At 70.9% G+C, this 21,771-nt stretch carries 22 protein-coding genes and 1 pseudogene; 15 read left to right on the top strand and 8 right to left on the bottom strand.

The features are described 5' to 3' along the window. Positions 1 to 43: 43 nt before the first annotated feature. Both secG and AB0I71_RS15050 read left to right on the top strand, forming a co-directional pair. Entirely contained in the window at positions 44 to 304 is a 261-nt protein-coding gene (gene secG, locus AB0I71_RS15055) for a preprotein translocase subunit SecG (protein WP_357584801.1), read from the top strand. 138 nt (positions 305 to 442) lie between these two features. Beyond that, positions 443 to 790 (top strand): RNA polymerase-binding protein RbpA, encoded by a 348-nt coding sequence (locus AB0I71_RS15050; protein WP_357584799.1) that lies wholly within the window; start codon positions 443 to 445, stop codon positions 788 to 790. A gap of 67 nt (positions 791 to 857) precedes the next feature. On the opposite strand, the gene pgl is transcribed toward AB0I71_RS15050, so the two are convergent. The 6 genes and pseudogenes from pgl to tkt all read right to left on the bottom strand — a co-directional run bounded on the left by pgl (position 858) and on the right by tkt (position 7,922). Then, positions 858 to 1,622: a 6-phosphogluconolactonase gene (gene pgl / locus AB0I71_RS15045; RefSeq protein ID WP_357584796.1), complete on the bottom strand. Its 765-nt coding sequence runs from the start codon at positions 1,620 to 1,622 to the stop codon at positions 858 to 860. A gap of 59 nt (positions 1,623 to 1,681) precedes the next feature. Beyond that, the gene (locus AB0I71_RS15040; RefSeq protein WP_357584794.1) at positions 1,682 to 2,698 is read right to left on the bottom strand and encodes a glucose-6-phosphate dehydrogenase assembly protein OpcA; all 1,017 of its coding nucleotides are present in this window, start codon (positions 2,696 to 2,698) and stop codon (positions 1,682 to 1,684) included. A gap of 55 nt (positions 2,699 to 2,753) precedes the next feature. Then, positions 2,754 to 4,268, bottom strand: a complete 1,515-nt coding sequence (gene zwf, locus AB0I71_RS15035) for a glucose-6-phosphate dehydrogenase (RefSeq protein ID WP_357584792.1) — start codon at positions 4,266 to 4,268, stop codon at positions 2,754 to 2,756. Further along, positions 4,265 to 4,533: pseudogene (locus tag AB0I71_RS15030) on the bottom strand (hypothetical protein); the annotation flags it as partial. The gene zwf and the pseudogene AB0I71_RS15030, both read right to left, overlap by 4 nt. Positions 4,534 to 4,584: 51 nt before the next feature. Then, positions 4,585 to 5,766, bottom strand: a complete 1,182-nt coding sequence (gene tal, locus AB0I71_RS15025; protein WP_357584790.1) for a transaldolase — start codon at positions 5,764 to 5,766, stop codon at positions 4,585 to 4,587. Between the two features lie 17 nt (positions 5,767 to 5,783). Next, entirely contained in the window at positions 5,784 to 7,922 is a 2,139-nt protein-coding gene (gene tkt / locus AB0I71_RS15020; RefSeq protein ID WP_357584787.1) for a transketolase, read from the bottom strand. 287 nt (positions 7,923 to 8,209) lie between these two features. Here tkt and AB0I71_RS15015 point away from each other — a divergent pair, with 287 nt between their 5' ends. The 3 genes from AB0I71_RS15015 (at position 8,210) to AB0I71_RS15005 (ending at position 10,639) form a co-directional block, all read left to right on the top strand. Continuing rightward, positions 8,210 to 9,166 carry a heme o synthase gene (locus AB0I71_RS15015; protein ID WP_357584785.1) on the top strand — a complete coding sequence of 319 codons (957 nt, stop codon included), beginning with the start codon at positions 8,210 to 8,212 and terminating at the stop codon, positions 9,164 to 9,166. 207 nt (positions 9,167 to 9,373) lie between these two features. Further along, a complete protein-coding gene (locus tag AB0I71_RS15010; protein WP_357584783.1) occupies positions 9,374 to 9,709 on the top strand; it encodes a hypothetical protein in 336 nt (111 codons plus the stop codon). 6 nt (positions 9,710 to 9,715) lie between these two features. Further along, the gene (locus AB0I71_RS15005; protein ID WP_357584781.1) at positions 9,716 to 10,639 is read left to right on the top strand and encodes a hypothetical protein; all 924 of its coding nucleotides are present in this window, start codon (positions 9,716 to 9,718) and stop codon (positions 10,637 to 10,639) included. 114 nt (positions 10,640 to 10,753) lie between these two features. On the opposite strand, the gene AB0I71_RS15000 is transcribed toward AB0I71_RS15005, so the two are convergent. Next, a complete protein-coding gene (locus AB0I71_RS15000; RefSeq protein WP_357584779.1) occupies positions 10,754 to 11,713 on the bottom strand; it encodes a COX15/CtaA family protein in 960 nt (319 codons plus the stop codon). A 178-nt stretch (positions 11,714 to 11,891) separates the two neighbouring features. Here AB0I71_RS15000 and AB0I71_RS14995 point away from each other — a divergent pair, with 178 nt between their 5' ends. The 10 genes from AB0I71_RS14995 (at position 11,892) to AB0I71_RS14950 (ending at position 20,594) form a co-directional block, all read left to right on the top strand. After that, entirely contained in the window at positions 11,892 to 12,629 is a 738-nt protein-coding gene (locus tag AB0I71_RS14995) for an HTH domain-containing protein (RefSeq protein ID WP_357585247.1), read from the top strand. Further along, positions 12,626 to 14,056: a Fe-S cluster assembly protein SufB gene (sufB, locus tag AB0I71_RS14990; RefSeq protein WP_357584777.1), complete on the top strand. Its 1,431-nt coding sequence runs from the start codon at positions 12,626 to 12,628 to the stop codon at positions 14,054 to 14,056. The genes AB0I71_RS14995 and sufB overlap by 4 nt, the downstream gene beginning before the upstream one ends. A gap of 128 nt (positions 14,057 to 14,184) precedes the next feature. After that, positions 14,185 to 15,327: a Fe-S cluster assembly protein SufD gene (gene sufD / locus AB0I71_RS14985; RefSeq protein WP_357584775.1), complete on the top strand. Its 1,143-nt coding sequence runs from the start codon at positions 14,185 to 14,187 to the stop codon at positions 15,325 to 15,327. Next, complete coding sequence (locus AB0I71_RS14980) at positions 15,327 to 15,653, top strand: non-heme iron oxygenase ferredoxin subunit (RefSeq protein ID WP_210938462.1); 327 nt, start codon at positions 15,327 to 15,329, stop codon at positions 15,651 to 15,653. Before sufD ends, AB0I71_RS14980 begins: the two co-directional genes overlap by 1 nt. Beyond that, positions 15,653 to 16,426, top strand: a complete 774-nt coding sequence (gene sufC, locus AB0I71_RS14975) for a Fe-S cluster assembly ATPase SufC (protein WP_093401436.1) — start codon at positions 15,653 to 15,655, stop codon at positions 16,424 to 16,426. Before AB0I71_RS14980 ends, sufC begins: the two co-directional genes overlap by 1 nt. 27 nt (positions 16,427 to 16,453) lie before the next feature. After that, the gene (locus tag AB0I71_RS14970) at positions 16,454 to 17,758 is read left to right on the top strand and encodes a cysteine desulfurase (protein WP_357584772.1); all 1,305 of its coding nucleotides are present in this window, start codon (positions 16,454 to 16,456) and stop codon (positions 17,756 to 17,758) included. Next, complete coding sequence (gene sufU / locus AB0I71_RS14965; RefSeq protein ID WP_357584770.1) at positions 17,758 to 18,234, top strand: Fe-S cluster assembly sulfur transfer protein SufU; 477 nt, start codon at positions 17,758 to 17,760, stop codon at positions 18,232 to 18,234. Before AB0I71_RS14970 ends, sufU begins: the two co-directional genes overlap by 1 nt. Next, positions 18,231 to 18,668 (top strand): metal-sulfur cluster assembly factor, encoded by a 438-nt coding sequence (locus tag AB0I71_RS14960; protein ID WP_357584768.1) that lies wholly within the window; start codon positions 18,231 to 18,233, stop codon positions 18,666 to 18,668. Before sufU ends, AB0I71_RS14960 begins: the two co-directional genes overlap by 4 nt. Before the next feature lie 516 nt (positions 18,669 to 19,184). Next, positions 19,185 to 19,901, top strand: a complete 717-nt coding sequence (locus AB0I71_RS14955) for a LysE family transporter (protein WP_357584766.1) — start codon at positions 19,185 to 19,187, stop codon at positions 19,899 to 19,901. A gap of 30 nt (positions 19,902 to 19,931) precedes the next feature. After that, a complete protein-coding gene (locus tag AB0I71_RS14950; RefSeq protein WP_357584764.1) occupies positions 19,932 to 20,594 on the top strand; it encodes an acVLRF1 family peptidyl-tRNA hydrolase in 663 nt (220 codons plus the stop codon). Positions 20,595 to 20,677: 83 nt separating this feature from the next. Here the strand turns inward: AB0I71_RS14950 and AB0I71_RS14945 are convergent, their stop codons facing one another. Further along, complete coding sequence (locus tag AB0I71_RS14945) at positions 20,678 to 21,586, bottom strand: neutral zinc metallopeptidase (protein WP_357584762.1); 909 nt, start codon at positions 21,584 to 21,586, stop codon at positions 20,678 to 20,680. Between the last annotated feature and the right edge of the window lie 185 nt (positions 21,587 to 21,771).

The raw sequence follows: 21,771 nt of genomic DNA, 5'->3' as shown, positions 1-21,771 counted from the left end.
ATCTGCCCGGGCGAGGATCGTAACGAGAGGACTGACCCCCGCCATGCCGCTCTGGTTCGCCTACACGTTGATCGTGTTGCTGGTCATCACGAGCTTCCTGCTCGTTCTGCTCATCCTGCTGCACCGCGGCAAGGGCGGTGGAATGTCCAGCATGTTCGGCGGTGGCGTCAGCTCCAGCCTGGCCGGCTCGTCGGTGGCCGAGAAAAACCTGGACCGCTACACCGTTCTGGTGGCCATCGTCTGGTTCGCCTGCATCATCGGGCTCGGCCTCTGGCTCCGGCTTGAGGTGGGTACGGGCGTCTGATCCGTCCCCCGAGGCGTACAATCTGCGCGCGGTCCGTCACCCGACGGGCCGCGCGCAGTCCGTTTCACCCGCTGCACCGCGTCGCCCGCCGTCCACCCCTGTCGACGGCGGTCCCCTCCGACGACAGGAGTCAGCGCCGTGCCGAACGGCCACGTCATCCGGGGCGCCCGCGTCGGGTCCGCGCCCCCACGTCCCCCCGAACGCCACCAGCCGGTCCCGTGCCGGTCGGTCAGCTACTGGTGCCGCAACGGGCACCGCACCGACATTAGGATCGTCGCCGACGTGGCGGCCCCGAGCGTCTGGGACTGCCCCCGCTGCGGGCTGCCCGCCGGTCAGGACGCCCAGGATCCGCCGGGCCGGACCCGGGCCGAGCCGTACAAGACCCACCTGGCGTACGTGAAGGAACGACGTACCGACGCCGAGGGGGAGGCGATCCTCGCCGAGGCGCTCGCCGCGCTGCGTCAGCGTCGCGGCGGCCGGTCGTAGGTCCGGGACACGCCGACCTCGGTCGGCTGTCGTCGGCCGTGCCGCAGACCGTCGCCGCCCGCCGCCGTCAGCGCAGGCTGCGGAAGCGGGCCGGCAGGTCGGCCGCCGCGGCGCGGTCCAGCAGCCAGAGGGTACGCCCGGTGCCCTGTACCCCGGCCGCCGGCACCTGCACGGGGCCGGCGCCGGCCAGCGCCATGCCTACCGCGTGGGCCTTGTCGCCGCCACCGGCCACCAGCCACACCTCCTCGGCGGTGTTGATCGCCGGAAGGGTGAGGGTGATACGGACCGGTGGCGGCTTCGGGCTGCCCCGCACCGCGCTCACCGGTCGGCTCTCGTAGTGCACCGGGTGTTCCGGGAAGACCGAGGCGACGTGCCCGTCCTCACCGACGCCGAGCATCAGCACGTCGAAGTGGGGCAGCACGGCGGTGCCGGGCCGGGCCGCCCGGGCGAGTTCGGCCGCGTACCGGGCGGCGGCCTCCTCCGGGTCGGCACCGCCGTCCGAGGCCGGCATGGCGTGGATCCGGGCCGGATCCACCGGCAGCGCGTCGAGCAGCGCGGCGCGGGCCTGGGTCTCGTTGCGTTCCGGGTCGCCGGCGGGCAGGAACCGTTCGTCGCCCCACCAGAAGTCGACCCGGGACCAGTCGACCGCGTCCCGGGCGGGCAGGGCACCCACCGCACGGTAGACCGCCGCAGCGATCCGACCGCCGGTGAGCACCACCGACGCCTGGCCGCGTTCGGCCTGTGCGTCGAGCAGCCGCACCACCAGTCGGGCCGCGACCGCCTGCGCCAGCAGGTCGGCGTCGGCGTGGACGGCGACACTCGCCTCACTCATGGTGTCCTTCCGGGACCGCGTGGCGGTCGGTGTTCGTGCGTACTGAGGGGTGGAGGGGGTCAGGAGTCGCTGTTCGTCGTGGAATGCGCGGTGACGCCGGCCTCGGCCCGCTGGGCGGTGGCCGGGTCCTTCCAGACGTGCACCCGCTGGCTGGGCCGCCGGTCCAGGTTGGTCAGCCCGGCGAAGGCGCCCAACGCCTCGGCGTACACCTGGTCGGTGCCGAGCCGGCGCAGTTCCTCGGCGAGTTCGTCGCCGAGCGGCCGGCGCACCAGCGGCAGGATCCGGTCCTCCTGACCGGTACGCCGGAAGGTGGCCACGCTGTCCTCACGGGTGAGCGTCAACTCGTCGCCGTTCGCGCAGCGCAACTGGACCTCCCTCATCCGGGGAAACTCGCGGGTCCGGTCCCAGCGCGGCTTGATGCCGAGCCGGCTCCGCAGCCAGCCGCGCATCAGCGCGGCCGTCGGGTCGGTCGGCGGTGCGACCACCGCCGCCTCGGTCAGCTGCGCGTCCGTGGTGTCGAAGGCACCAGCCACCAACGTGCGCCACGGCGTGATCCTGGTCCAGGCGAGGTCGGTGTCGCCGGAGACGTAGTCGCGGGCCCGCTGCCGCAGCGCCGCGATCGGGTCGGCGGCCTGCGCGGAGTCGGTGATGCGCCGGTCGGCGACCACACCGAGGAAATCGGTGGCGATCTCCTCCGGCGGCTCACCGTGCCACCAGGTGACCACCGGTACGTCGGGCACCAGCAGCGGCATCACCACGGACTCGGCGTGCAGCGCCAGCCGCCCGTACATCCGCATCACCACGGCCTCGCAGGGGCCCAGCCGGCCGCCGACCACGATTTCGGCGTCCAGCCGGCTGCGGTCCCGGTCCACGTCGGAGCGGACCACCACCAGCAGCCGGCACGGGTGCGCGGCGGCCGCGATGGTGGCCGCCGCCTCCGCCTCGCGAACCCGCTTCTCGTCCACCACCACGATCAGGGTCAGCGCCATGCCGCTGGCCACCCCGCCAGCGCTGCGCCGTTCCGCGGCGAGCGCCTTGACCACCTCGTTGCCGGTGGTGTCCCACAGTCCGATCACCGCAGCCTCCTTCGCTCGCCTCGCGCCGCGCTGCTGAGTCCGATGGTTCGCTCGCTCACGCCCGCCGCCAGGCCCGGCCCTCGCGGGCCAGCATCTCGTCGGCGGCCCGGGGACCCCACTCGCCGGACCGGTAGGGCTCGGGCTTCGTGCCCTCCCAGGCGTGCTCCAGCGGGTCCACCACGGCCCAGCTCTGCTCGACCTCGGCGGCGTCCGGGAAGAGTGTCCGGTCGCCGATCAGCACGTCCAGCACCAACCGTTCGTACGCCTCGGGGCTGGACTCGGTGAACGCCTCGCCGTACTGGAAGTCCATCGCGATGTCGCGGACCTCCATGGTGGTGCCGGGCACCTTCGATCCGAACTTGAGCACGACGCCCTCATCCGGCTGGACCCGGATCACCAACTGGTTGTTGCCGAGCATCTCCATGTCGGCGGCGGTGAACGGCAGGTGCGGTGCCTGCTTGAACATCACCGCGACCTCGGTGACCCGACGCGGCAGCCGCTTGCCGGCCCGGATGTAGAACGGCACCTCCGCCCACCGGCGGTTCTGGATGCCGAGCCGCACTGCCACGTACGTCTCGGTGGTCGACGTCGACGGGACGCCGTCCTCTTCCAGGTAACCTCTGGCCCGCTGCCCGCCGACCCAGCCGGGCAGGTACTGACCGCGTACCGTGCCCTCGCTGACCTCCTTCGGCAGCGTGATGGCCTTGAGTACCTTGAGTTTCTCGGCCCGGATCTCGTCGGCGTCGAAGCTGGTCGGCTCCTCCATCGCCACCAGGGCGAGCAGCTGCAGCAGGTGATTCTGCAACACGTCGCGAGCGGTGCCGACCGAGTCGTAGAAGCCGGCCCGGCTGCCGATCCCGACGTCCTCGGCCATGGTGATCTGCACCGAGTCGACGTACTGCGAGTTCCACAGCGGCTCGAAGAGGCTGTTGGCGAAGCGCAGGGCGAGGATGTTCTGGACCGTCTCCTTGCCCAGGTAGTGGTCGATGCGGAAGACGTCCTGACGGGTGAAGACGTCGTCGACCAGGTCGTTGAGCGCCTTGGCCGAGGGCAGGTCGTTGCCGAACGGCTTCTCCACCACCACCCGGCGCCAGCCGCCGCACTTCTCGTTGTCGGCCATGCCGGTGCGGGCCAGTTGCTTGAGCACCACCGGGAACGCCGCCGGTGGGATGGAGAAGTAGAAGGCCGCGTTGCCGTGGATGCCATGGCTGTCGCGCAGACCCTCCAGGCAGCGCGCCAGATTGTCGAAGGCGGTGTCGTCGTCGAACGACCCACCGACGAACTTGATGTTGTGTTCGAGTCGCGACCACACCTCCTCCCGCCACGGTGTCCGGGAGTGTGCCTTGGCCGCCTCGCGGGCCAGCGAAGCGAAATCGCCGTCGCCCCAGTCCCGCCGGGCGAACCCGACGACCACGAAGCCGGGCGGCAGCAGCCCCCGGTTGGCCAGGTCGTAGACCGCGGGTAGCAGTTTCTTCTGGGCCAGGTCACCGGTCACCCCGAAGATCACCAGAGCGCACGGCTCCGGGATCCGGGGCAGTCGCCGGTCCTGCGGGTCGCGCAGCGGGTTCACGCTGCCTCCTCGCTCCGCTCGTCCACGTCGTCCATCGTCATGCCCGTAGCGACCCACCGCGCCGGGCGGCCGGGCCGGGCCGCTGACCGCTCGGTCGGATGCCGGCGCGGCAGCGGACGTTCCCGACCGGCCAGAGGGCGCCGGTCACCGCCGGCGACTCCCCACAGGAGTACGGCTTTCCGGGCACCGGTAGATCAACGTCGACCGTACCGGTTGTCTGAAGAAAGCTACTCACCTGCGAACCACTCACGTACCACCGCCGACCCACGCCGCCACCCGGTCCAGGTGGCGGCGTGGGTGTTGCCGGACGGCACCGTCACGCATTTCCTCCGGCACGCACGGCGGCGTCGGCGTTGTCCCGGGCGGCGTCGCTGGGGTTGCTGCTGCCCTGACCGGCGGCGGCCAGCGACTTGCGGACGCCGTCGAGCAGTTCCTGCCAGCTGGCCTCGAACTTCTCCACGCCCTCCCGCTCCAACGTGGCGATCACGTCGGACAGGTCCACGCCCACCGACTCCAGAGCGGCGAAGACCCCACGGGCGTCGTCGTACGCGCCGGTGACGGTGTCCGGGTGGGTCTCACCGTGCTCGGCGTACGCGTGGATGACCGACTCCGGCATGGTGTTGACTGTGCCGGGCGCGATCAGCTCCTCGACGTAGATGACGTCCCGGTAGTCCGGGTTCTTGGTCGAGGTGGAGGCCCACAGCGGACGCTGCGGGTGAGCACCGGCGTCGGCCAGCGCCCGCCACCGGTCGGTGGAGAAGACCTCGCTGTAGCGCTCGTACGCCAACCGGGCGTTGGCCACCGCCGCCTTGCCGCGCAGCGCCTTCGCCTCGGCGGAGCCGATCTTCTCCAGCCGGGCGTCGACCTCGCTGTCGACCCGGGAGACGAAGAACGAGGCCACCGAGCCGATCGTGCTCAGGTCGTGGCCGTTCGCCTTCGCCTGCTCCAGCCCGGCCAGGAACGCCTCCATCACCTGCGAGTAGCGGTCCAGGCCGAAGATGAGCGTGACGTTGACGCTGATCCCATCGGCCAGGGCCGCGGTGATCGCCGGCAGGCCGGCCTCGGTCGCCGGAATCTTGATGAACAGGTTCGGCCGGTCGACCAGCCACCACAGCGCCCGCGCCTCGGCCACCGTGCGCTGCGAGTCGTGGGCCAGCCGCGGGTCCACCTCGATGGAGACCCGGCCGTCCACACCCGCGCTGCCGTCGTAGGACGGACGCATCACGTCGCAGGCCCACCGCACGTCGTAGGTGGTGAGCATGCGGACGGCCTCTTCCACGTCGACACCTCGGGAGGCCAGGTCCCGCAGCTGCCCGTCGTACTCGTCGGCGTCGCTCAACGCCTTGGCGAAGATCGTCGGGTTGGTGGTCACCCCGGCCACGTGCTTCTCCCGGCGCAGCTGGTCCAGCCCGCCGGAGGACAGTCGTACCCGGGAAAGGTCATCGAGCCAGACCGCCACTCCCGCGGCGGTCAGCTCGCCCAGCCTGTCGGTCGTCATGTGCGCCAACGCCTCCCTCAGTTGCCGGTCGTGAAACCGGTGATGTCGCCGATCCGGCTCTGCGCCGCGTGTGCGGCGGCGACGATCCGGTCCGGGGTGAAGCCGAACTGCTCGAAGAGCACCGAGTGCGGGGCACTCGCGCCGTAGTGCTCGATGCTGACGCTCTCGCCGCAGTCGCCGACGATGCCGCGCCAGGACATCGCGATGCCCGCCTCCACGCTCACCCGGGCCTTTACCCCGCGTGGCAGGACCGACTCCCGGTACGCCTCGTCCTGCTCGAAGAACCATTCCTGGCAGGGCATCGACACGACCCGGGTGGGGGTGCCGTCGGCCTCCAGCCGCTCCCGGGCGGTGAGGCAGAGTTGCACCTCGGAGCCGGTACCAATGATGATCACCTCGGGCTTGCCGTTGGACGCCTCGGCCAGCACGTAGCCGCCCTTGGCGACCCCCTCGGCGCCGGCCAGCTGCGAGCGGTCCAGCGTCGGCAGCGCCTGCCGGCTCAACGCCAACGCGGTCGGCCGGTCGGTGTGCTCCAGCGCCTGCCGCCAGGCCCAGGCGGTCTCGTTGGCGTCGGCCGGCCGGACCACGTCCAGGCCGGGAATGGCCCGCAGCGCGGTCAGGTGCTCCACCGGCTGGTGGGTCGGGCCGTCCTCGCCGAGACCGATGGAGTCGTGCGTCCAGACGTAGACCACCGGCAGCTTCATCAACGCGGCCAACCGGACGGAGGGCCGCATGTAGTCGCTGAACACCAGGAAGGTGCCGCCGTACGGGCGGGTGCCGCCGTGCAGGGCGATGCCGTTGAGGATCGCGCCCATGGCGTGCTCGCGAATGCCGAAGTGCAGCGTCCGGCCGTACTCGTGGCCCGGGAACTCCTTGGTGGCGTACTGGCTGGGGACGAAGGAGGGCTCACCCTTCATCGTGGTGTTGTTGCTCTCGGCCAGGTCGGCGGAGCCGCCCCACAGCTCGGGCAGCACCGGCGCGAGCGCGGCCAGCACCTTGCCGGAGGCGGCCCGGGTGGCGACACCCTTGGCGTCGGCGGGGAACTCCGGCAGGGCCTCGGCCCAGCCCTCGGGCAGCGTCCGGTTGGCCAGCCGGTCGTAGAGCGCGCGGCGCTCCGGGTTGGCCTCCGACCACGAGTCGAAGGTGGTCGTCCACTCCTGCTGCGCGGCCTCGCCGCGACGCAGCGCCGACCGGGTGTGGCCGAGCACCTCCTCGGTCACCTCGAACGAGCCGGCCGGGTCGAAGCCGAGGATCTCCTTGGTGGCGGCCACCTCGTCGGCGCCCAGCGCCGAGCCGTGGATCTTGCCGGTGTTCTGCTTGTTCGGTGCCGGCCAGCCGATGATGGTGCGCAGTGCGATGAACGACGGGCGGGCGGTTTCCGCCTTGGCGGCCAGCAGCGCCTGGTACAGCTCCTCGACGTTCTCGTGGTAGTCGCCCTGCTCGGCGTCGCCGCGCCGCCAGTCGACAGTCTGCACGTGCCAGCCGTACGCGGCGTAGCGGGCCGCGACGTCCTCGCTCATCGCGATGCGGGTGTCGTCCTCGATCGAGATCTCGTTGTCGTCGTAGATGAGGCAGAGGTTCCCCAGCTGCTGGTGCCCGGCCAGGGCGCTGGCCTCGTGGCTGATGCCCTCCTCGATGTCGCCGTCGGAGGCGATGCACCAGATGTGGTGGTCGAAGGCGGACTCACCGGCCTCGGCCTCCGGGTCGAACAGGCCGCGTTCGCGCCGCGCCGCCATGGCCATGCCGACGGCGTTGCCCAGGCCCTGGCCGAGCGGGCCGGTGGTGGTCTCCACACCGGGGGTGTGCCCGTGCTCGGGGTGCCCCGGGGTCAGCGAACCCCACTGCCGCAGCGACCTGAGGTCGTCCAGGCTGAGCGGGTAGCCGGCGAGGAAGAGCTGGATGTACAGCGTCAGGCTGGAGTGGCCGGCGGAGAGCACGAAGCGGTCCCGGCCGGGCCAGTTCGGGTCGGCGGGGTTGTGCCGCATGACCCGGTTGAACAGCAGGTACGCCGCGGGGGCGAGGCTCATCGCGGTGCCCGGGTGGCCGTTGCCGGATTTCTCCACGGCGTCCATGGCCAGTACGCGGACGGTGTCCACGGCACGGCGGTCGAGGTCGGACCAGTCAAGTGCGGGGTGCGCGGGTCGGTTGGCAGCCACGGTGGTTTGTGCTCCTCGGCGAGATGGGCGGAACCCTCAGTGGTGACCCTATCGAGCGCGGCTAAACGTGCGCCCGAGGATCTCAGCATGCTGGTCTGTACGTTTCGGGTCCGCTTCACGGTTCAGCCCGCCGTCGGGCCGCCTACCAGCCGTCGGTGTGACGACTGGCACCGTTGCCGGGTCGCCCGGGCAGCCAAAACGACAACGCGTAGTGTGTGGTCGGTGTGTGGACCCGAGTCGGTCCCGCCGCCGTGACCTCCCCTCCCGACGCCGGAAGGTGGCAATCCGTGAGCATGATCACCGAGCGCCCCGTCAGCAACCCTGCCGGGCAGACGCCGGTGCGTACGGCCGGGGAGACCCCAGCCCGCCCCCGCGACCTGCGGGCGGTGGTGGCGGCGTACGTGACGCTGACCAAGCCGCGGATCGTGGAGTTGCTGCTGGTCACCACGGTGCCGGCGATGATGCTCGCGCACGGCGGGCTGCCGTCGCTGTGGCTGGTCGCGGTGGTGCTGGTCGGCGGCTCGCTCGCGGCGGGCGCGGCCAGCGTGCTCAACTGCTACATCGACCGGGACATCGACCAGTTGATGCGGCGGACGAAGCGGCGGCCGCTGCCGGCGCACACCGTGACGCCCCGCAACGCGCTGATCTTCGGTCTGGTGCTGGCGGCGGTCTCGGTCGCGTTGATGGCGGTCTTCACAAATCTGCTCGCCGCCGGGCTCACGCTGGCCGCGATCGTCTACTACGACGTCGTCTACACGCTGTGGCTCAAGCGCACGACGACGGCGAACACCTTCTGGGGTGGCGCCTGTGGTGCCGCGCCGGTGCTGATCGGCTGGGCGGCGGTCACCGGCTCGCTGTCGCCGGTGGCGTGGGCGCTGTTCGGGGTGGTCTTCTTCTGGCAGATGCCGCACTTCTACCCGCTGGCGATGAAGTACAAGGACGACTATGCCCGCGCCGGCATCCCGATGCTTCCGGTGGTCGCCTCGGTCCGCCGGGTCAACGCCGAGATCGTGCTGTTCGCCTGGCTGACCGTGCTCACCTCGCTCGCCGTCTGGGCGCTGGGCCTGAGCCCGGTCTACGGCGTACCGACCCTGGTGGTCGGTGCGATCTTCCTCGTCGAGGCGCACAAGCTCGCCGGGCGGGCCAGCCGGGGCGAGCCGGTCAAGCCGATGCGGCTGTTCCACTGGTCGACGACGTACCTGACCATCGTCTTCGCCGCCGCTGCCCTCGACGCACTGATCTGATCGCCTTTCCTCGGTGCGGAAAGCCCGTCGCGGCGGTGGTTCCGGTCCGCCCGCTTCATGGCGGTATGCCACTTCGATTGACCCCATTTGGGGCGGATAAATACGGGCGAAACGTCTTTGGTCTTACTTAAACCTGCGGGTAATGGGTATCACAAAAGCTTCACGGTTCTCGCCCGTCCGAGTGGATGTCTGCTTAGGCTTCACGTTATGGCAGATGGTTCCGATACGACGCTGACGGCTGATCAGACCGCCTCCGGGCAGGCCCCCAACGGGCTGGTCGCGGGCATCAAGTCGTTCGCCGCCGAGCACGGCGGGGCGAAGGCGGTCATCGAGTACGTCGGCAAGCGCGGTGCCCGCATCGTCCTGGTGGGCTCCGACGGTGCCTGGGGCGACCAGTTCGCCGAGGACACGGTGACCGCCCGCGAGGCCTGCGCGCAGGCCGGGGTCGCCGTGGAGAACGCCTGGGAACGGGAACTGATGGACCAGATGCGCCCGAGCAACGACCTCTGGCGCTCGATGGCCCGCCGCACGATGGCCCGTTGAGATAAATTGACCGATCACCACCAGTCGACCCGGGGGAAACCCCGGGTCGCTCTCGTCACCTGCACCGACCTGGCCGAGCTCGACGACGACGATCGTCTGGTCGTGGCCCCGCTGGCCGCGCGCGGGGTCGTCGCCGAGCCTGTGGTCTGGGACGACCCGGCCGTCGACTGGGCCCGCTACGACCTGGCCGTGCTCCGCTCACCCTGGGACTACATGTCCCGCCGGGACGAGTTCGTCGCCTGGGCCGCACGGGTGCCGCGACTGGTCAATCCGGCGGACGTGGTGCGCTGGAACACCGACAAGCGGTACCTCGACGAGTTGTCCGCAGCCGGTGTGCCCACCGTCCCCACCTGTTGGGTGCTGCCCGGTGAGTCGTGGCAGCAGCCCGCCGACCACGGCGAGTACGTCATCAAGCCGGCGGTGAGCGCCGGCAGCCAGGACACCGGCCGGTACGACCTGGCCGACCCGGGGCACCGGGACCTCGCGGTGGCCCACGTACGTCGGCTCGGCGTCGCCGGTCGGGTGGCCATGGTCCAGCCGTACCTGAGCGCTGTCGACACCGCCGGGGAGACCGCGCTGCTCTTCCTCGCCGGCCCGGCCGGGCTGGCCTTCAGTCACGCCATCCGCAAGGGCCCGATGCTGAGCGGGCCGGACGAGGGTGTCGACGGGCTGTACAAGGTCGAGGAGATCACCGCCCGCACGGCGGAGCCGGCGCAGCTCGCCGTCGCGGCACGGACTCTCGCGGCGGTGCCGGGCGGTGCTGACCGCCTGCTCTACGCCCGGGTCGACCTGATTCCCGGCCCCGACGGCAACCCGGTGCTCGTGGAACTGGAGCTGACCGAGCCCTCGCTGTTCCTCGGCCACTCCGACGGCGCACCCGACCGCCTAGCCGACGCCATCACCCTCCACCTACCGAACCCCACCCACTGACCCACCCCGCCCCCTGACCCCCCACGCCCCGACCCCGGCCGGGTCGCGCTGATCAGGAAGTTGTTGTCGTCCTCGCCGGCGTGGTGTGGCAACTACTTCATGATCAACGCGAGTTCAGGCGGGAACGGGGGTTGGGTGGCCGGCCTCGGTGGGCAGGGGGGTGGGCTGGGTGGGGGTGTCGGTCGGGTGGCGCTCGTTTGTCGACCAGAGCACGGCCAGGGTGGCGAGCCACACCAGGCAGGAGCCGAGCATGTGCAGGCCGACCAGCAGTGCCGGCAGGTTCGTGAAGTACTGCACGAAGCCGATCACCCCCTGACCCAGCTCGACCAGGAGCAGGGTCAGCGCGGCCCGCACGGCCCGGGCCGGCGCGCCTACCGCGCGCAACGCCAGCCACAGGCCCACGGTCAGGCCGACGAGCAGGAAGACCAGGTCGGCGTGGACCTGGGAGATCGTCTGCGGATCCAGGCCGTTGCGGACGGCGTCGGCGTCACCGGCGTGCGGGCCGCTGCCGGTCACCGCCACCCCGACGACGATGACCGCCGCGCTGACCACCACGGTGAGCCAGGTGAGGGACCGCAGCGCCGGCGGCACCACGGGCACCTTGCGGCCGTCCGGCTCGCTCACCCGGCGCCACAGGGCGTACGCGACGAGCAGCAGCAGCATCGACACCACGAAGTGGATGCCCACGATCGAGGGGTGCAGCTGGGTGCGGACGGTGATCCCGCCGATCACGGCCTGCGCCACGATGCCGAGGACGACGGCCAGCGCCAGTGGTACCGCACCGCGCCGGCGGGGCCGGTACGCGAGCGCGGCCAGCAGGGTGGCGCCCGCGATCAGCACCAGCACGAAGGTGAGCAGACGGTTGCCGAACTCGATGGCCCCGTGCATGCCCATCTCGGCGGTGGCGGTGTACGACTCGTCGGTGCACCGGGGCCAGGTGGGACAGCCCAACCCGGAGGCGGTCAACCGCACCGCCCCGCCGGTGACGACGATCGCGGCGTTCGCGACGATGTTGGCGAACGCCAGACGACGCAGCAGGGCGATGGAGACCAGGGATCGGGCGGGTCGCTTCACGAGGCGAATCCTACGCAACGTAGTTGTCGCCGATCGGGTGACTCCGCCCGTGCCGTGGTTCGGATCACCGGGGTCACGTTTGCGGGCCCTGGTTGAATTACGTAACGTGGGCGTTGTGAAAAAGGCGGCGGGGCTCACCGGGCACCAGTCGACGGCCGGTACGGCCGCCGGCGGGTCGTTGCCCGGCACCCTGGGCACGCCCGCCCCGCAGGTCCCGGCCGGCACGCCGGCGGGCGAGCCGTCGACCCGGGACCGGGTCACCCTGCTGCTGCTGGAACGCCGTGCTGCCACCGCCGCCCAGTTGGGCGACGCGCTCGGGCTCAGCCCGGCGGCGATCCGCCGGCACCTGGACGCGATGCTCGCCGACGGCGACGTCGTGGCCCGCGAACAGACCGTACGCGGTCACCGCGGGCGGGGCCGCCCGGCCAAGGTGTTCCTGCTCACCGACGCCGCCCGCAGCCGGTGTGGCACCCACCACTACGACAACATGGCCACCGCGGCGTTGCGCTGGATCGCCCGCACCGGCGGTTCGCACGCGGTGGAGCGGTTCGCCGCCGAGCAGGTGGCCGCCCTGGAGACGCGCTGTCAGGCCGCCCTGGCCGACGCCGGCGACGATCCGATGGCCCGTGCCGAGGCACTCGCCGCGGCGCTGACCGCGGAGGGATACGCTGCCAGTGCCTCCACGATCGCCTCCGGCGGCCAGCTCTGCCAGCACCACTGCCCGGTGGCGCACGTGGCCGCCGAGTTCCCCCAGCTGTGCGAGGCCGAGACCACGGTGATCTCCCGCCTGGTCGGTACCCACGTGCAGCGCCTGGCCACCATCGCGCACGGCGACGGGGTGTGCACCACGCACATTCCCGGTCCGCCGCACGCCCAGTCCGGTAAGACCGTCACCACTGTGAGGACAGATAGATGACCGAGCAGATCGTCCAGCCCCTGACCCAGGAGGAGCAGCTCGCCGCCCTGGGCAACTACGAGTACGGCTGGGCCGACCCGGACGTCGCCGGGGCGGTTGCCCAGCGTGGCCTCAGCGAGGCGGTGGTGCGGGACATCTCGGCCAAGAAGAACGAGCCGGCCTGGATGCTCGACCTGCGGCTGAAGGGTCTGCGGCTGTTCGGGCGCAAGCCGATGCCGGCCTGGGGTGCCGACCTCACCGGGATCGACTTCGACAACATCAAGTACTTCGTGCGCTCCACCGAAAAGCAGGCCGCCAGCTGGGAGGACCTGCCCGAGGACATCAAGAACACCTACGACAAGCTGGGCATCCCGGAGGCGGAGAAGCAGCGCCTCGTCGCCGGTGTCGCCGCCCAGTACGAGTCCGAGGTGGTCTACCACAAGATCCGTGAGGACCTGGAGGAGCAGGGTGTCGTCTTCCTCGACACCGACACCGCCCTCAAGGAGCACGAGGACCTGTTCAAGGAGTACTTCGGCACGGTGATTCCGGTCGGCGACAACAAGTTCGCCGCCCTGAACACCTCCGTGTGGTCCGGCGGCTCGTTCATCTACGTGCCGAAGGGCGTGCACGTGGAGATCCCGCTGCAGGCGTACTTCCGGATCAACACCGAGAACATGGGCCAGTTCGAGCGGACGCTGATCATCGTCGACGAGGGTGCGTACGTGCACTACGTCGAGGGCTGCACCGCGCCGATCTACTCCTCGGACTCGCTGCACAGCGCCGTGGTGGAGATCATCGTCAAGAAGAACGCCAGGTGCCGTTACACGACCATCCAGAACTGGTCGAACAACGTCTACAACCTGGTCACCAAGCGCGCCGTGTGCCACGAGGGCGCCACCATGGAGTGGATCGACGGCAACATCGGCTCGAAGGTCACCATGAAGTACCCGGCGGTCTACATGACCGGCGAGCACGCCAAGGGTGAGGTGCTCTCGGTGGCCATGGCCGGCGAGGGCCAGCACCAGGACGCCGGCGCCAAGATGGTGCACGCGGCACCGCACACCAGCAGCACCATCGTGTCGAAGTCGATCGCCCGGGGCGGTGGCCGGACCTCGTACCGGGGACTGGTACAGGTGCTGGAGGGCTCGCACAGCAGCGCCAGCACGGTCAAGTGCGACGCTCTGCTTGTCGACACCATCTCCCGCTCCGACACCTACCCCTACGTCGACATCCGCGAGGACGACGTGTCGATGGGGCACGAGGCGACCGTCTCCAAGGTCAGCGATGACCAGCTCTTCTACCTGATGAGCCGGGGCCTGAGCGAGGACGAGGCGATGGCGATGATCGTGCGCGGCTTCATCGAGCCGATCGCCAAGGAACTGCCCATGGAGTACGCCCTGGAGCTCAACCGCCTGATCGAGCTGCAGATGGAGGGCGCGGTCGGCTGACCCTGGCCGGGCAGCCCGACCGGTCGGGCCGGGCCACGCGAAAGCTCGACCCGTAGGGGCCGGGAACGCTGAGTCCGGCCCGCCCTTCGGTTATTGACACCGTCGTCGTAGAACAGATCAAGGACGAGATGACTACCCAGGCTTCCGCGCCGCCCAGCACCAAGTCGCAGGCGCTGCGTTCGTACGATGTCGCCGACTTCCCGGCCCTGACCGGCCTGGAGGAGGAGTGGCGTTTCACCCCGCTCAAGCGGCTGCGTGGGCTGGTCGGTGACGACCCGACCGCCACCGGCACGATTCGGCACGAGTACGCCGACCTGCCCGAGGGCGTGTCCGTGGAGCGGATCGGCCACGACGACCCGCGGGTCGGCAGCGTGCTCACCCCGTTCGACCGGGTCAGCGCGTTGGCCTACAGCGGGGCCGGGCAGGCGCTGCTGGTGCGGGTGGCACAGGACGCCGTGATCAGCGGCCCGGCCATCCTCCGGGCGGTCGGTGGAGGCGTCGAGGGTCTGGCCTTCGGGCACACCGTCGTCGAGGTGGGTCGGTTCGCCGAGGCGATCCTGGTGCTGGAGCACGTCGGCTCGGCCACCCTGGCGGACAACGTCGAGGTGTCGGTGGGCGACGGGGCGAAGCTCACCCTGGTCACCGTGGCCGACTGGGCCGACGACGCGGTGCAGGCGCAGCATCTGAAGGTACGGCTGGGCCGCGACGCGCGGGTGCTGCACGTCCAGGTCACCCTCGGTGGCGACCTGGTCCGCCAGCACACCACCGTCGAGTACACCGACCGCGGCGGCGAGGCCGAGCTGTACGGCGTCTACTTCGCCGACTCCGGCCAGCACCAGGAGCACCGCCAGCTGGTCGACCACACCGTGCCGGACTGCCGCAGCTACGTCGGCTACCGGGGCGCGTTGCAGGGGGAGAGCGCCCGCACCGTCTGGGTCGGCGACGTGTTGATCCGGGCCGAGGCGACCGGCACCGACACGTACGAGATCAACCGGAACCTGCTGCTCACCGACGGCGCCAGGGCCGACTCCGTGCCGAACCTGGAGATCGAGACCGGCGAGATCGCCGGTGCCGGCCACGCCAGCGCCACCGGTCGCTTCGACGACGAGCAGTTGTTCTACCTGATGGCCCGGGGCATCCCGGAGGCCGAGGCACGCCGGCTGGTGGTGCGTGGCTTCTTCGCCGAGCTGCTGAACAAGATCCCGGTGGAGCCCCTGCGTGAGCGCCTGGGGGACGCTATCGAGGCTCGGTTGACGAAGGCGGGCGCCTGATGATCCGCATCTGTGCCATCGAGGACGTGCCGAAGGGCACCGCGATCAGCGCCGACGTCGACGGCACCCAGATCGCGCTCGTACACGGCGAGGATGACCAGTTCTACGCCGTGTTCGACGAGTGCTCGCACGCGGCCGTGGCGCTCTCCGAGGGAGAGGTCGAAGGCTGCACGCTTGAGTGCTGGCTGCACGGCTCCCGTTTCGACCTGCGTACCGGCGAGCCCACCGGGCTGCCCGCCACCGAACCCGTACCCGTCTACCCCGTCGAAGTCCGCGACGGTGACATCTACGTCAGTCTGACGCCGAGCAATGGAGTGACCCGATAATGAGCACCCTGGAGATCCGCGACCTGCAGGTGTCGGTGAAGCTGCCCGAGGGTGAGCTCAAGCCGATCCTGCACGGTGTCGACCTGACCGTGAAGTCGGGGGAGACCCACGCGATCATGGGCCCGAACGGCTCCGGCAAGTCGACCCTGGCGTACTCGGTCGCCGGCCACCCGAAGTACGAGATCACCGGCGGCTCGGTGACCCTGGACGGCGAGGACGTCCTGGAGATGTCCGTCGACGAGCGGGCCCGCGCCGGCCTCTTCCTCGCCATGCAGTACCCGGTCGAGGTGCCCGGCGTCTCGGTGGCGAACTTCCTGCGTACCGCCAAGACCGCCATCGACGGTGAGGCGCCGAAGCTGCGCACCTGGGGTGGCGAGCTGCGCGGTGCCATGGAGCGGCTGCACATGGACCCGGCCTTCGCCCAGCGCAACGTCAACGAGGGCTTCTCCGGCGGTGAGAAGAAGCGCCACGAGATCGTGCAGCTGGAGCTGCTCAAGCCGAAGATGGCCATCCTCGACGAGACCGACTCGGGCCTCGACGTGGACGCGCTGCGCGTGGTGAGCGAGGGCGTGAACCGGGTGCGCGACACCGGTGACACCGGCCTGCTGCTGATCACCCACTACACCCGGATCCTGCGCTACATCAAGCCCGACTTCGTGCACGTCTTCGTCGCCGGTCGGATCGTCGAGCAGGGCGGCCCGGAACTGGCCGACAAGCTCGAGGAGTCCGGCTACGAGCGGTACGCGGCCGGGGCTGGTCCGGCGCGGGTCTGATCTGCGAAGGAAGGGCCGGTCACGACGATGACCACCATTGCGATCCCACCGGGGATGCCGCAGTACGACGACGTGCCCCGCTACGACGTGGCGGCGGTACGCGCCGACTTCCCGATCCTCGATCGGGAGATCAACGGGCATCCGCTTGTCTACCTGGACAGCGCCAACACCTCGCACAAGCCGCGCCAGGTGCTCGACGTGCTGGCCGAGCACTACGCGCGGCACAACGCGAACGTGTCCCGCTCGGTGCACACGCTCGGCACCGAGGCGACCGAGGCGTACGAGGGGGCCCGGGGGAAGGTCGCCGCGTTCATCAACGCGCCGAGCGTCGACGAGGTGGTCTTCACCAAGAACTCCACCGAGGCGATCAACATCGTGGCGTACGCGTTCTCCAACGCCTCGCTGCGTTCCGACGCCGACCCTCGGTTCCGGCTGGGGCCGGGTGACGAGATCGTCATCTCGGAGATGGAGCACCACTCGAACATCGTCCCGTGGCAGCTGCTGGCGGAGCGTACCGGTGCGACGCTGCGCTGGTTCCCGGTCACCGACAACGGCCGGCTGGACGAGTCGGGCCTGACCGACCTGGTCAACGAGCGGACGAAGATCGTCTCGTTGGTGCACATGTCCAACATCCTCGGCACCGTCAACGCCACCGCCCGGATCACCGCCCGGGTCCGCGAGGTGGGGGCGCTGCTGTTGCTGGACTGCTCGCAGTCGGTGCCGCACATGCCGATCGACGTGGTCGACCTGGACGCTGACTTCATCGTCTTCACCGGGCACAAGATGTGCGCCCCGACCGGCATCGGCGTGCTCTGGGGCCGGGCCGGGCTGCTGGCGGCGATGCCACCGGTGTTCGGCGGCGGCTCGATGATCGAGACGGTGACGATGGGCGGCTCCACGTACGCCGCGCCGCCGGCCCGTTTCGAGGCCGGCACCCCGCCGATCGCCGAGGCGGTCGCTCTCGGTGCGGCGGTGGACTACCTCACCGGCATCGGCATGCCGGCGATCCAGTGGCACGAGAAGCAGTTGACCGCGTACGCGCTGGACGCCCTGGGCACCGTGCCCGGCCTGCGGATCTTCGGCCCGGAGGTGCCGGTCGGCCGGGGCGGCACCATCTCGTTCGCGCTCGGCGACGTGCACCCGCACGACGTGGGGCAGGTGCTCGACTCCCTCGGTGTGCAGGTGCGGGTGGGTCATCACTGCGCCCGTCCGGTCTGCACCAGGTTCGGGGTTCCGGCCACCACTCGGGCCTCGTTCTACCTCTACACCACCAACGAGGAGATCGACGCGCTGGTGGCGGGCCTGGAGCAGGTGCGGAAGGTGTTCGGCTGATGCAGCTCGACCAGCTCTACCAGGAGATCATCCTGGACCACTACAAGCACCCGCACGGTCGCGGGCTGCGTGACGCCGAGGACCCGGCCGACCGGGTCGGCGAAGCGCACCACGTCAACCCGACCTGCGGGGACGAGATCACCGTCCGGGTGGCCACCGACGGTCAGCTGCTGCACGACGTGTCGTACGACGGCATGGGCTGTTCGATCAGCCAGGCGTCCGCGAGCGTGCTGCACGAGCTGCTGACCGGCCGGGGTGCCACGGAGGCGTTCGAGGTGCACGAGGCGTTTCTGGCGCTGATGTCCGGTCGTGGTCAGGTCACGCCGGATGAGGACGTGCTCGGTGACGGGGTGGCATTCGAGGGCGTCGCCCGCTACCCCGCCCGGGTCAAGTGCGCGCTGTTGCCGTGGATGGCGTTCAAGGACGCCGCGGCACGCGCCGGTGTGGGCGCGAGCCCGACGGAGGTGAAGGCATGAGTGAGAACACCGCGACCGAGGCGACCGCGGCGGCCGGCGAAGGCACGGCGGCCGCACCGGTGGCTGACGGCAGCGCCGCGCCGGCTGGCAGCGCCGCGCCGACCGGCGGCAAGGCCGCCGTCGCCGACATCGAAGAGGCGATGAAGGACGTCGTCGACCCGGAGCTGGGCATCAACGTGGTCGATCTCGGCCTGGTGTACGGGGTACACGTCGACGACCAGAACGTGGCCACCCTGGACATGACGTTGACCTCGGCGGCCTGCCCGCTCACCGACGTGATCGAGGACCAAACCCGCCAGGCGCTGACCACCGGCCCCGGCGGTGGTCTGGTCGACGACATCCGGATCAACTGGGTCTGGCTGCCCCCGTGGGGACCGGACAAGATCACCGACGAGGGTCGCGACCAGCTCCGCTCCCTCGGGTTCAACGTCTGACAGCTCCCCCGGGCAGGCATCCCGGAGTGCTACCTCGGGCGCGGCATCCACCGGATGCCGCGCCCGACGTCTCTCTGCGCAGGCGTCGACGGCGCCGGCCGCCGTGACATTGGCCAACCTCCCGGCAGCGGCCAGCGTGTCCCGGCACGGGGTGCTGGTGGTCGTGGCGCTGTCGAGCTGAGGGCGTGGGCGCATCGCAACCGGACCCGGTGACGGCCCTGCTGGGTGTGAAATGGCGGCGCAGCCTGAGGGCGTGGACGGTTCAGCTCGACAGCGTTGTTGAGGCAGCGGCGCCGGACGACCGGCATCCGGCCGTCGTCGCGGTACCGAGCCTGTCCGGCTTGGATCGAGAGGTGTGCCGGCCGGGCCGGAAAATCCGTGGCGCCGGTGCGGCGGGTCGCCGCAGGATGGCGCGGTGAGCGAGGCGTACCCGATGAAGCTGAGTCCTGTCGCCGTGGCCACCGCCGCGCGCCGACAGCGGCTGGCACCGGGCCGCGTCTCGGCACGGCGTCTGTCGTGACCGGCGCGTTCCTCGCCGGTCTGGTCGCCGGCTACGGCGTGGCCGTCCCGGTCGGCGCGATCGCCGTGCTCATCCTCGGGCTCACCGCGCGGACCTCGTTCCGGGTCGGTTCGGCCGCCGCGCTCGGGGTGGCCACCGCCGACGGGCTGTACGCCGGTGTCGCGGCGCTCGGTGGCGCGGTGGTCGCGGGCTGGCTCGCGCCGGTCGCCGGGCCGCTGCGACTGGTCGGCGCGACGGTGCTGCTCGCTCTCGCCGCCCACGGCGGGTGGCGCGCCCTGCGGGTGCGCGGCCCACGCCGCTCCCCGGACCACGTACCGACCTCTGTGACGCACTCGTCGGCGGGCGGCCCGGGCCGGTCAGGGGCGGCCGAGGCCACCACGGGGTCCGGTCCACAACTGGCGCGCCGTGGGTTGGACACGCCAGCCCGGGCCTTCGTCGGGATCCTCGCGCTGACCCTGCTCAACCCGGCCACCATCGTCTACTTCACGGCCCTGGTGCTCGGCCGGGCGGAGCTGGGTGGCTCCGGCACCGCCGTCGCGGTGGTCTTCACCCTCGGCGTGTTCCTCGCCTCGGCCAGTTGGCAGCTGCTCATCGCCGGCGGCGGCTCGCTGATCGGGCGGGTGCTCACCAGCGACCGTGGCCGGCTGGTCACCGCCCTGCTGTCCAGCGCGATCATCACCGTGCTCGCCGTCGGCATGCTCCTCGGTGGCTGACCCGACCTGGCCGTGCCGTACGGTCGGGTGATGAGCAGCCGACCCGCCGCCGGGGGCGGCCGGTGGGTGGAGATCGATCCAGATCGCGCCGCCCGCTGGGTCGCCGGCTTCGCCGACCGGCACGGCCCGCCCACCGCCAGCGCGCAGGCGTACGGTCTGCTGCTGTCCGCTCCCGACGGTGCGACCGCCGAACTGCACGCCCCTCCAGGCGCGCCGGTCGTTCCGGACCTGGATGCCTTCGTCAGGGAGGTCGTCGCGCCGCGCCGGATCGGGCTGTTGCTGGCCCGCAAAGGTGCGGTGGCGATGGGAGTGGCCGAGGGTACGCAGCTGAGCGTGCACAAGGTGGACACCCGCTACGTGCAGGGACGTACCGCCGCCGGTGGTTGGTCGCAGCAGCGTTTCGCCCGCCGCCGGGACAACCAGACGAAGGCGGCGCTGGCCGATGCGGCGGATCTTGCCGTACGCCTGCTGCTGCCGGAGGTCGACCGGCTCGACGCGCTGGTCGCCGGCGGCGACCGACGGGCGGTGGACACCGTGCTGGCCGACCGTCGGCTCGCTCCGCTCGCCGCGCGGCGCGCCGACCGGTTGCTCGACGTCCCGGAACCCCGGTACGCGGTACTTGTCGCCGCTCTCGCCGCCGCCCGGTCGGTCCGCATTCTGGTCCGCGAGCCGCAGCCGGAAGCCCGCCGCTAGGACACCGCACGGTGCCGGGCTGGTTTGTCGCACGGACGCGGGCCCGGTCACGAGTGACCGGGCCCGCTCTGGGTGTCGAGTCGTCAGACCGCGCCGCTGAACGTGTCGCAGGAGGCCGGGTCGCCGCTCTCGTAGCCCCGGTTGAACCACCGCTTGCGGTCGGCGGACGAGCCGTGGGTGAACTCCTCCGGGTTCACCGGCCGGTCGGCGCGCTTGGAAATGGCGTCGTCGCCGATCGCCTCCGCGGTGTCGATGGCCTCGGCGATGTCCTGTTCGGTGATGCTGGTGAAGATCTTCTGGCCGCTCTCGTCGGCGGTGCCGGTGGCGTTCTTGGCCCAGGCGCCCGCGTAGCAGTCGGCCTGCAGCTCCAGGCGTACCGACAGGTCGTTGGCGTTGCCCGGGTCGCGCTGCTGCTGGCGGCGGACCTGCTCGTTGGTGCCGAGCAGGTTCTGCACGTGGTGGCCGTACTCGTGGGCCAGCACGTACGGCTGGGCGAACTCACCCTCGGCGCCCAGTTGCGTGGCGAGCACCTCGTAGAAGGAGAGGTCGATGTAGACGAGCGAGTCGGCCGGGCAGTAGAACGGGCCGACGCCGGAGTCGGCCTGGCCGCAGGCGGTGTTGACGGCCTGGCTGAAGAAGACGGTGCGGGTCGGGCGGTACTGCTCGCCGAGCGACTCCGGCAGGGCGGTGCGCCAGTACGCCTGGATCGAGTTGACGTAGAGGGTGTTGCGGCAGTCCAGCTGCTCCAGGGCGTTCTCGGCGGAGCATCGCTGCTCCAACGCGGCGTTGTCGCCCTGCTCCTCGCCGCCGGTCATGGCGTTCAGGCCGAAGCCGCCACCGACGAGGGCCACCAGCACGGCGATGACGATGCCGACGATGCCGCCGCGCCCGCCGCCGATCGGGATGGGGATGCCCATCCCGCCGCCTCCGCCGCTGCCTCGCCGGTCCTCCACCTGGCTGGTGTCGATCCGTGCGTTCTCGTTCAGCTCCATGGGTGACCCCGATCAGTCAGTGGCTCGTGGGCCGGAACCGGTCCGGTCGGCGATCCGGTACCCGACGATCTTGGTCGGTAATCCGCGTGGGGTGCCGGCCGACGCCGAGTACACTTGGTGCCGTGCTGCGCTGCGAAGGCTGAACGCCCCGCGCCGACGGGTCACCACGATCCGCCGGCGCTTTC

The sequence above is a fragment of the Micromonospora sp. NPDC049891 genome, assembly GCF_040660295.1.
GTDB lineage: Bacteria > Actinomycetota > Actinomycetes > Mycobacteriales > Micromonosporaceae > Micromonospora.
The sequence above is the reverse complement of the archived record's forward strand: the minus strand, read 5'-3'. Positions and strand labels throughout refer to the sequence as shown.

Excerpts from the sequence above, each read along its gene's own strand:
- tal (WP_357584790.1), bottom strand. The coding sequence starts at position 5,766 with ATGACGACCGACAGGCTGGGCGAGCTGACCGCCGCGGGAGTGGCGGTC.
- AB0I71_RS14945 (WP_357584762.1), bottom strand. The coding sequence starts at position 21,586 with ATGGAGCTGAACGAGAACGCACGGATCGACACCAGCCAGGTGGAGGAC.
- pgl (WP_357584796.1), bottom strand. The coding sequence starts at position 1,622 with ATGAGTGAGGCGAGTGTCGCCGTCCACGCCGACGCCGACCTGCTGGCG.
- sufU (WP_357584770.1), top strand. The coding sequence starts at position 17,758 with ATGCAGCTCGACCAGCTCTACCAGGAGATCATCCTGGACCACTACAAG.
- AB0I71_RS14960 (WP_357584768.1), top strand. The coding sequence starts at position 18,231 with ATGAGTGAGAACACCGCGACCGAGGCGACCGCGGCGGCCGGCGAAGGC.
- sufD (WP_357584775.1), top strand. The coding sequence starts at position 14,185 with ATGACTACCCAGGCTTCCGCGCCGCCCAGCACCAAGTCGCAGGCGCTG.
- AB0I71_RS15010 (WP_357584783.1), top strand. The coding sequence starts at position 9,374 with ATGGCAGATGGTTCCGATACGACGCTGACGGCTGATCAGACCGCCTCC.
- AB0I71_RS14970 (WP_357584772.1), top strand. The coding sequence starts at position 16,454 with ATGACCACCATTGCGATCCCACCGGGGATGCCGCAGTACGACGACGTG.
- secG (WP_357584801.1), top strand. The coding sequence starts at position 44 with ATGCCGCTCTGGTTCGCCTACACGTTGATCGTGTTGCTGGTCATCACG.
- sufB (WP_357584777.1), top strand. The coding sequence starts at position 12,626 with ATGACCGAGCAGATCGTCCAGCCCCTGACCCAGGAGGAGCAGCTCGCC.
- AB0I71_RS14980 (WP_210938462.1), top strand. The coding sequence starts at position 15,327 with ATGATCCGCATCTGTGCCATCGAGGACGTGCCGAAGGGCACCGCGATC.
- AB0I71_RS14950 (WP_357584764.1), top strand. The coding sequence starts at position 19,932 with ATGAGCAGCCGACCCGCCGCCGGGGGCGGCCGGTGGGTGGAGATCGAT.
- sufC (WP_093401436.1), top strand. The coding sequence starts at position 15,653 with ATGAGCACCCTGGAGATCCGCGACCTGCAGGTGTCGGTGAAGCTGCCC.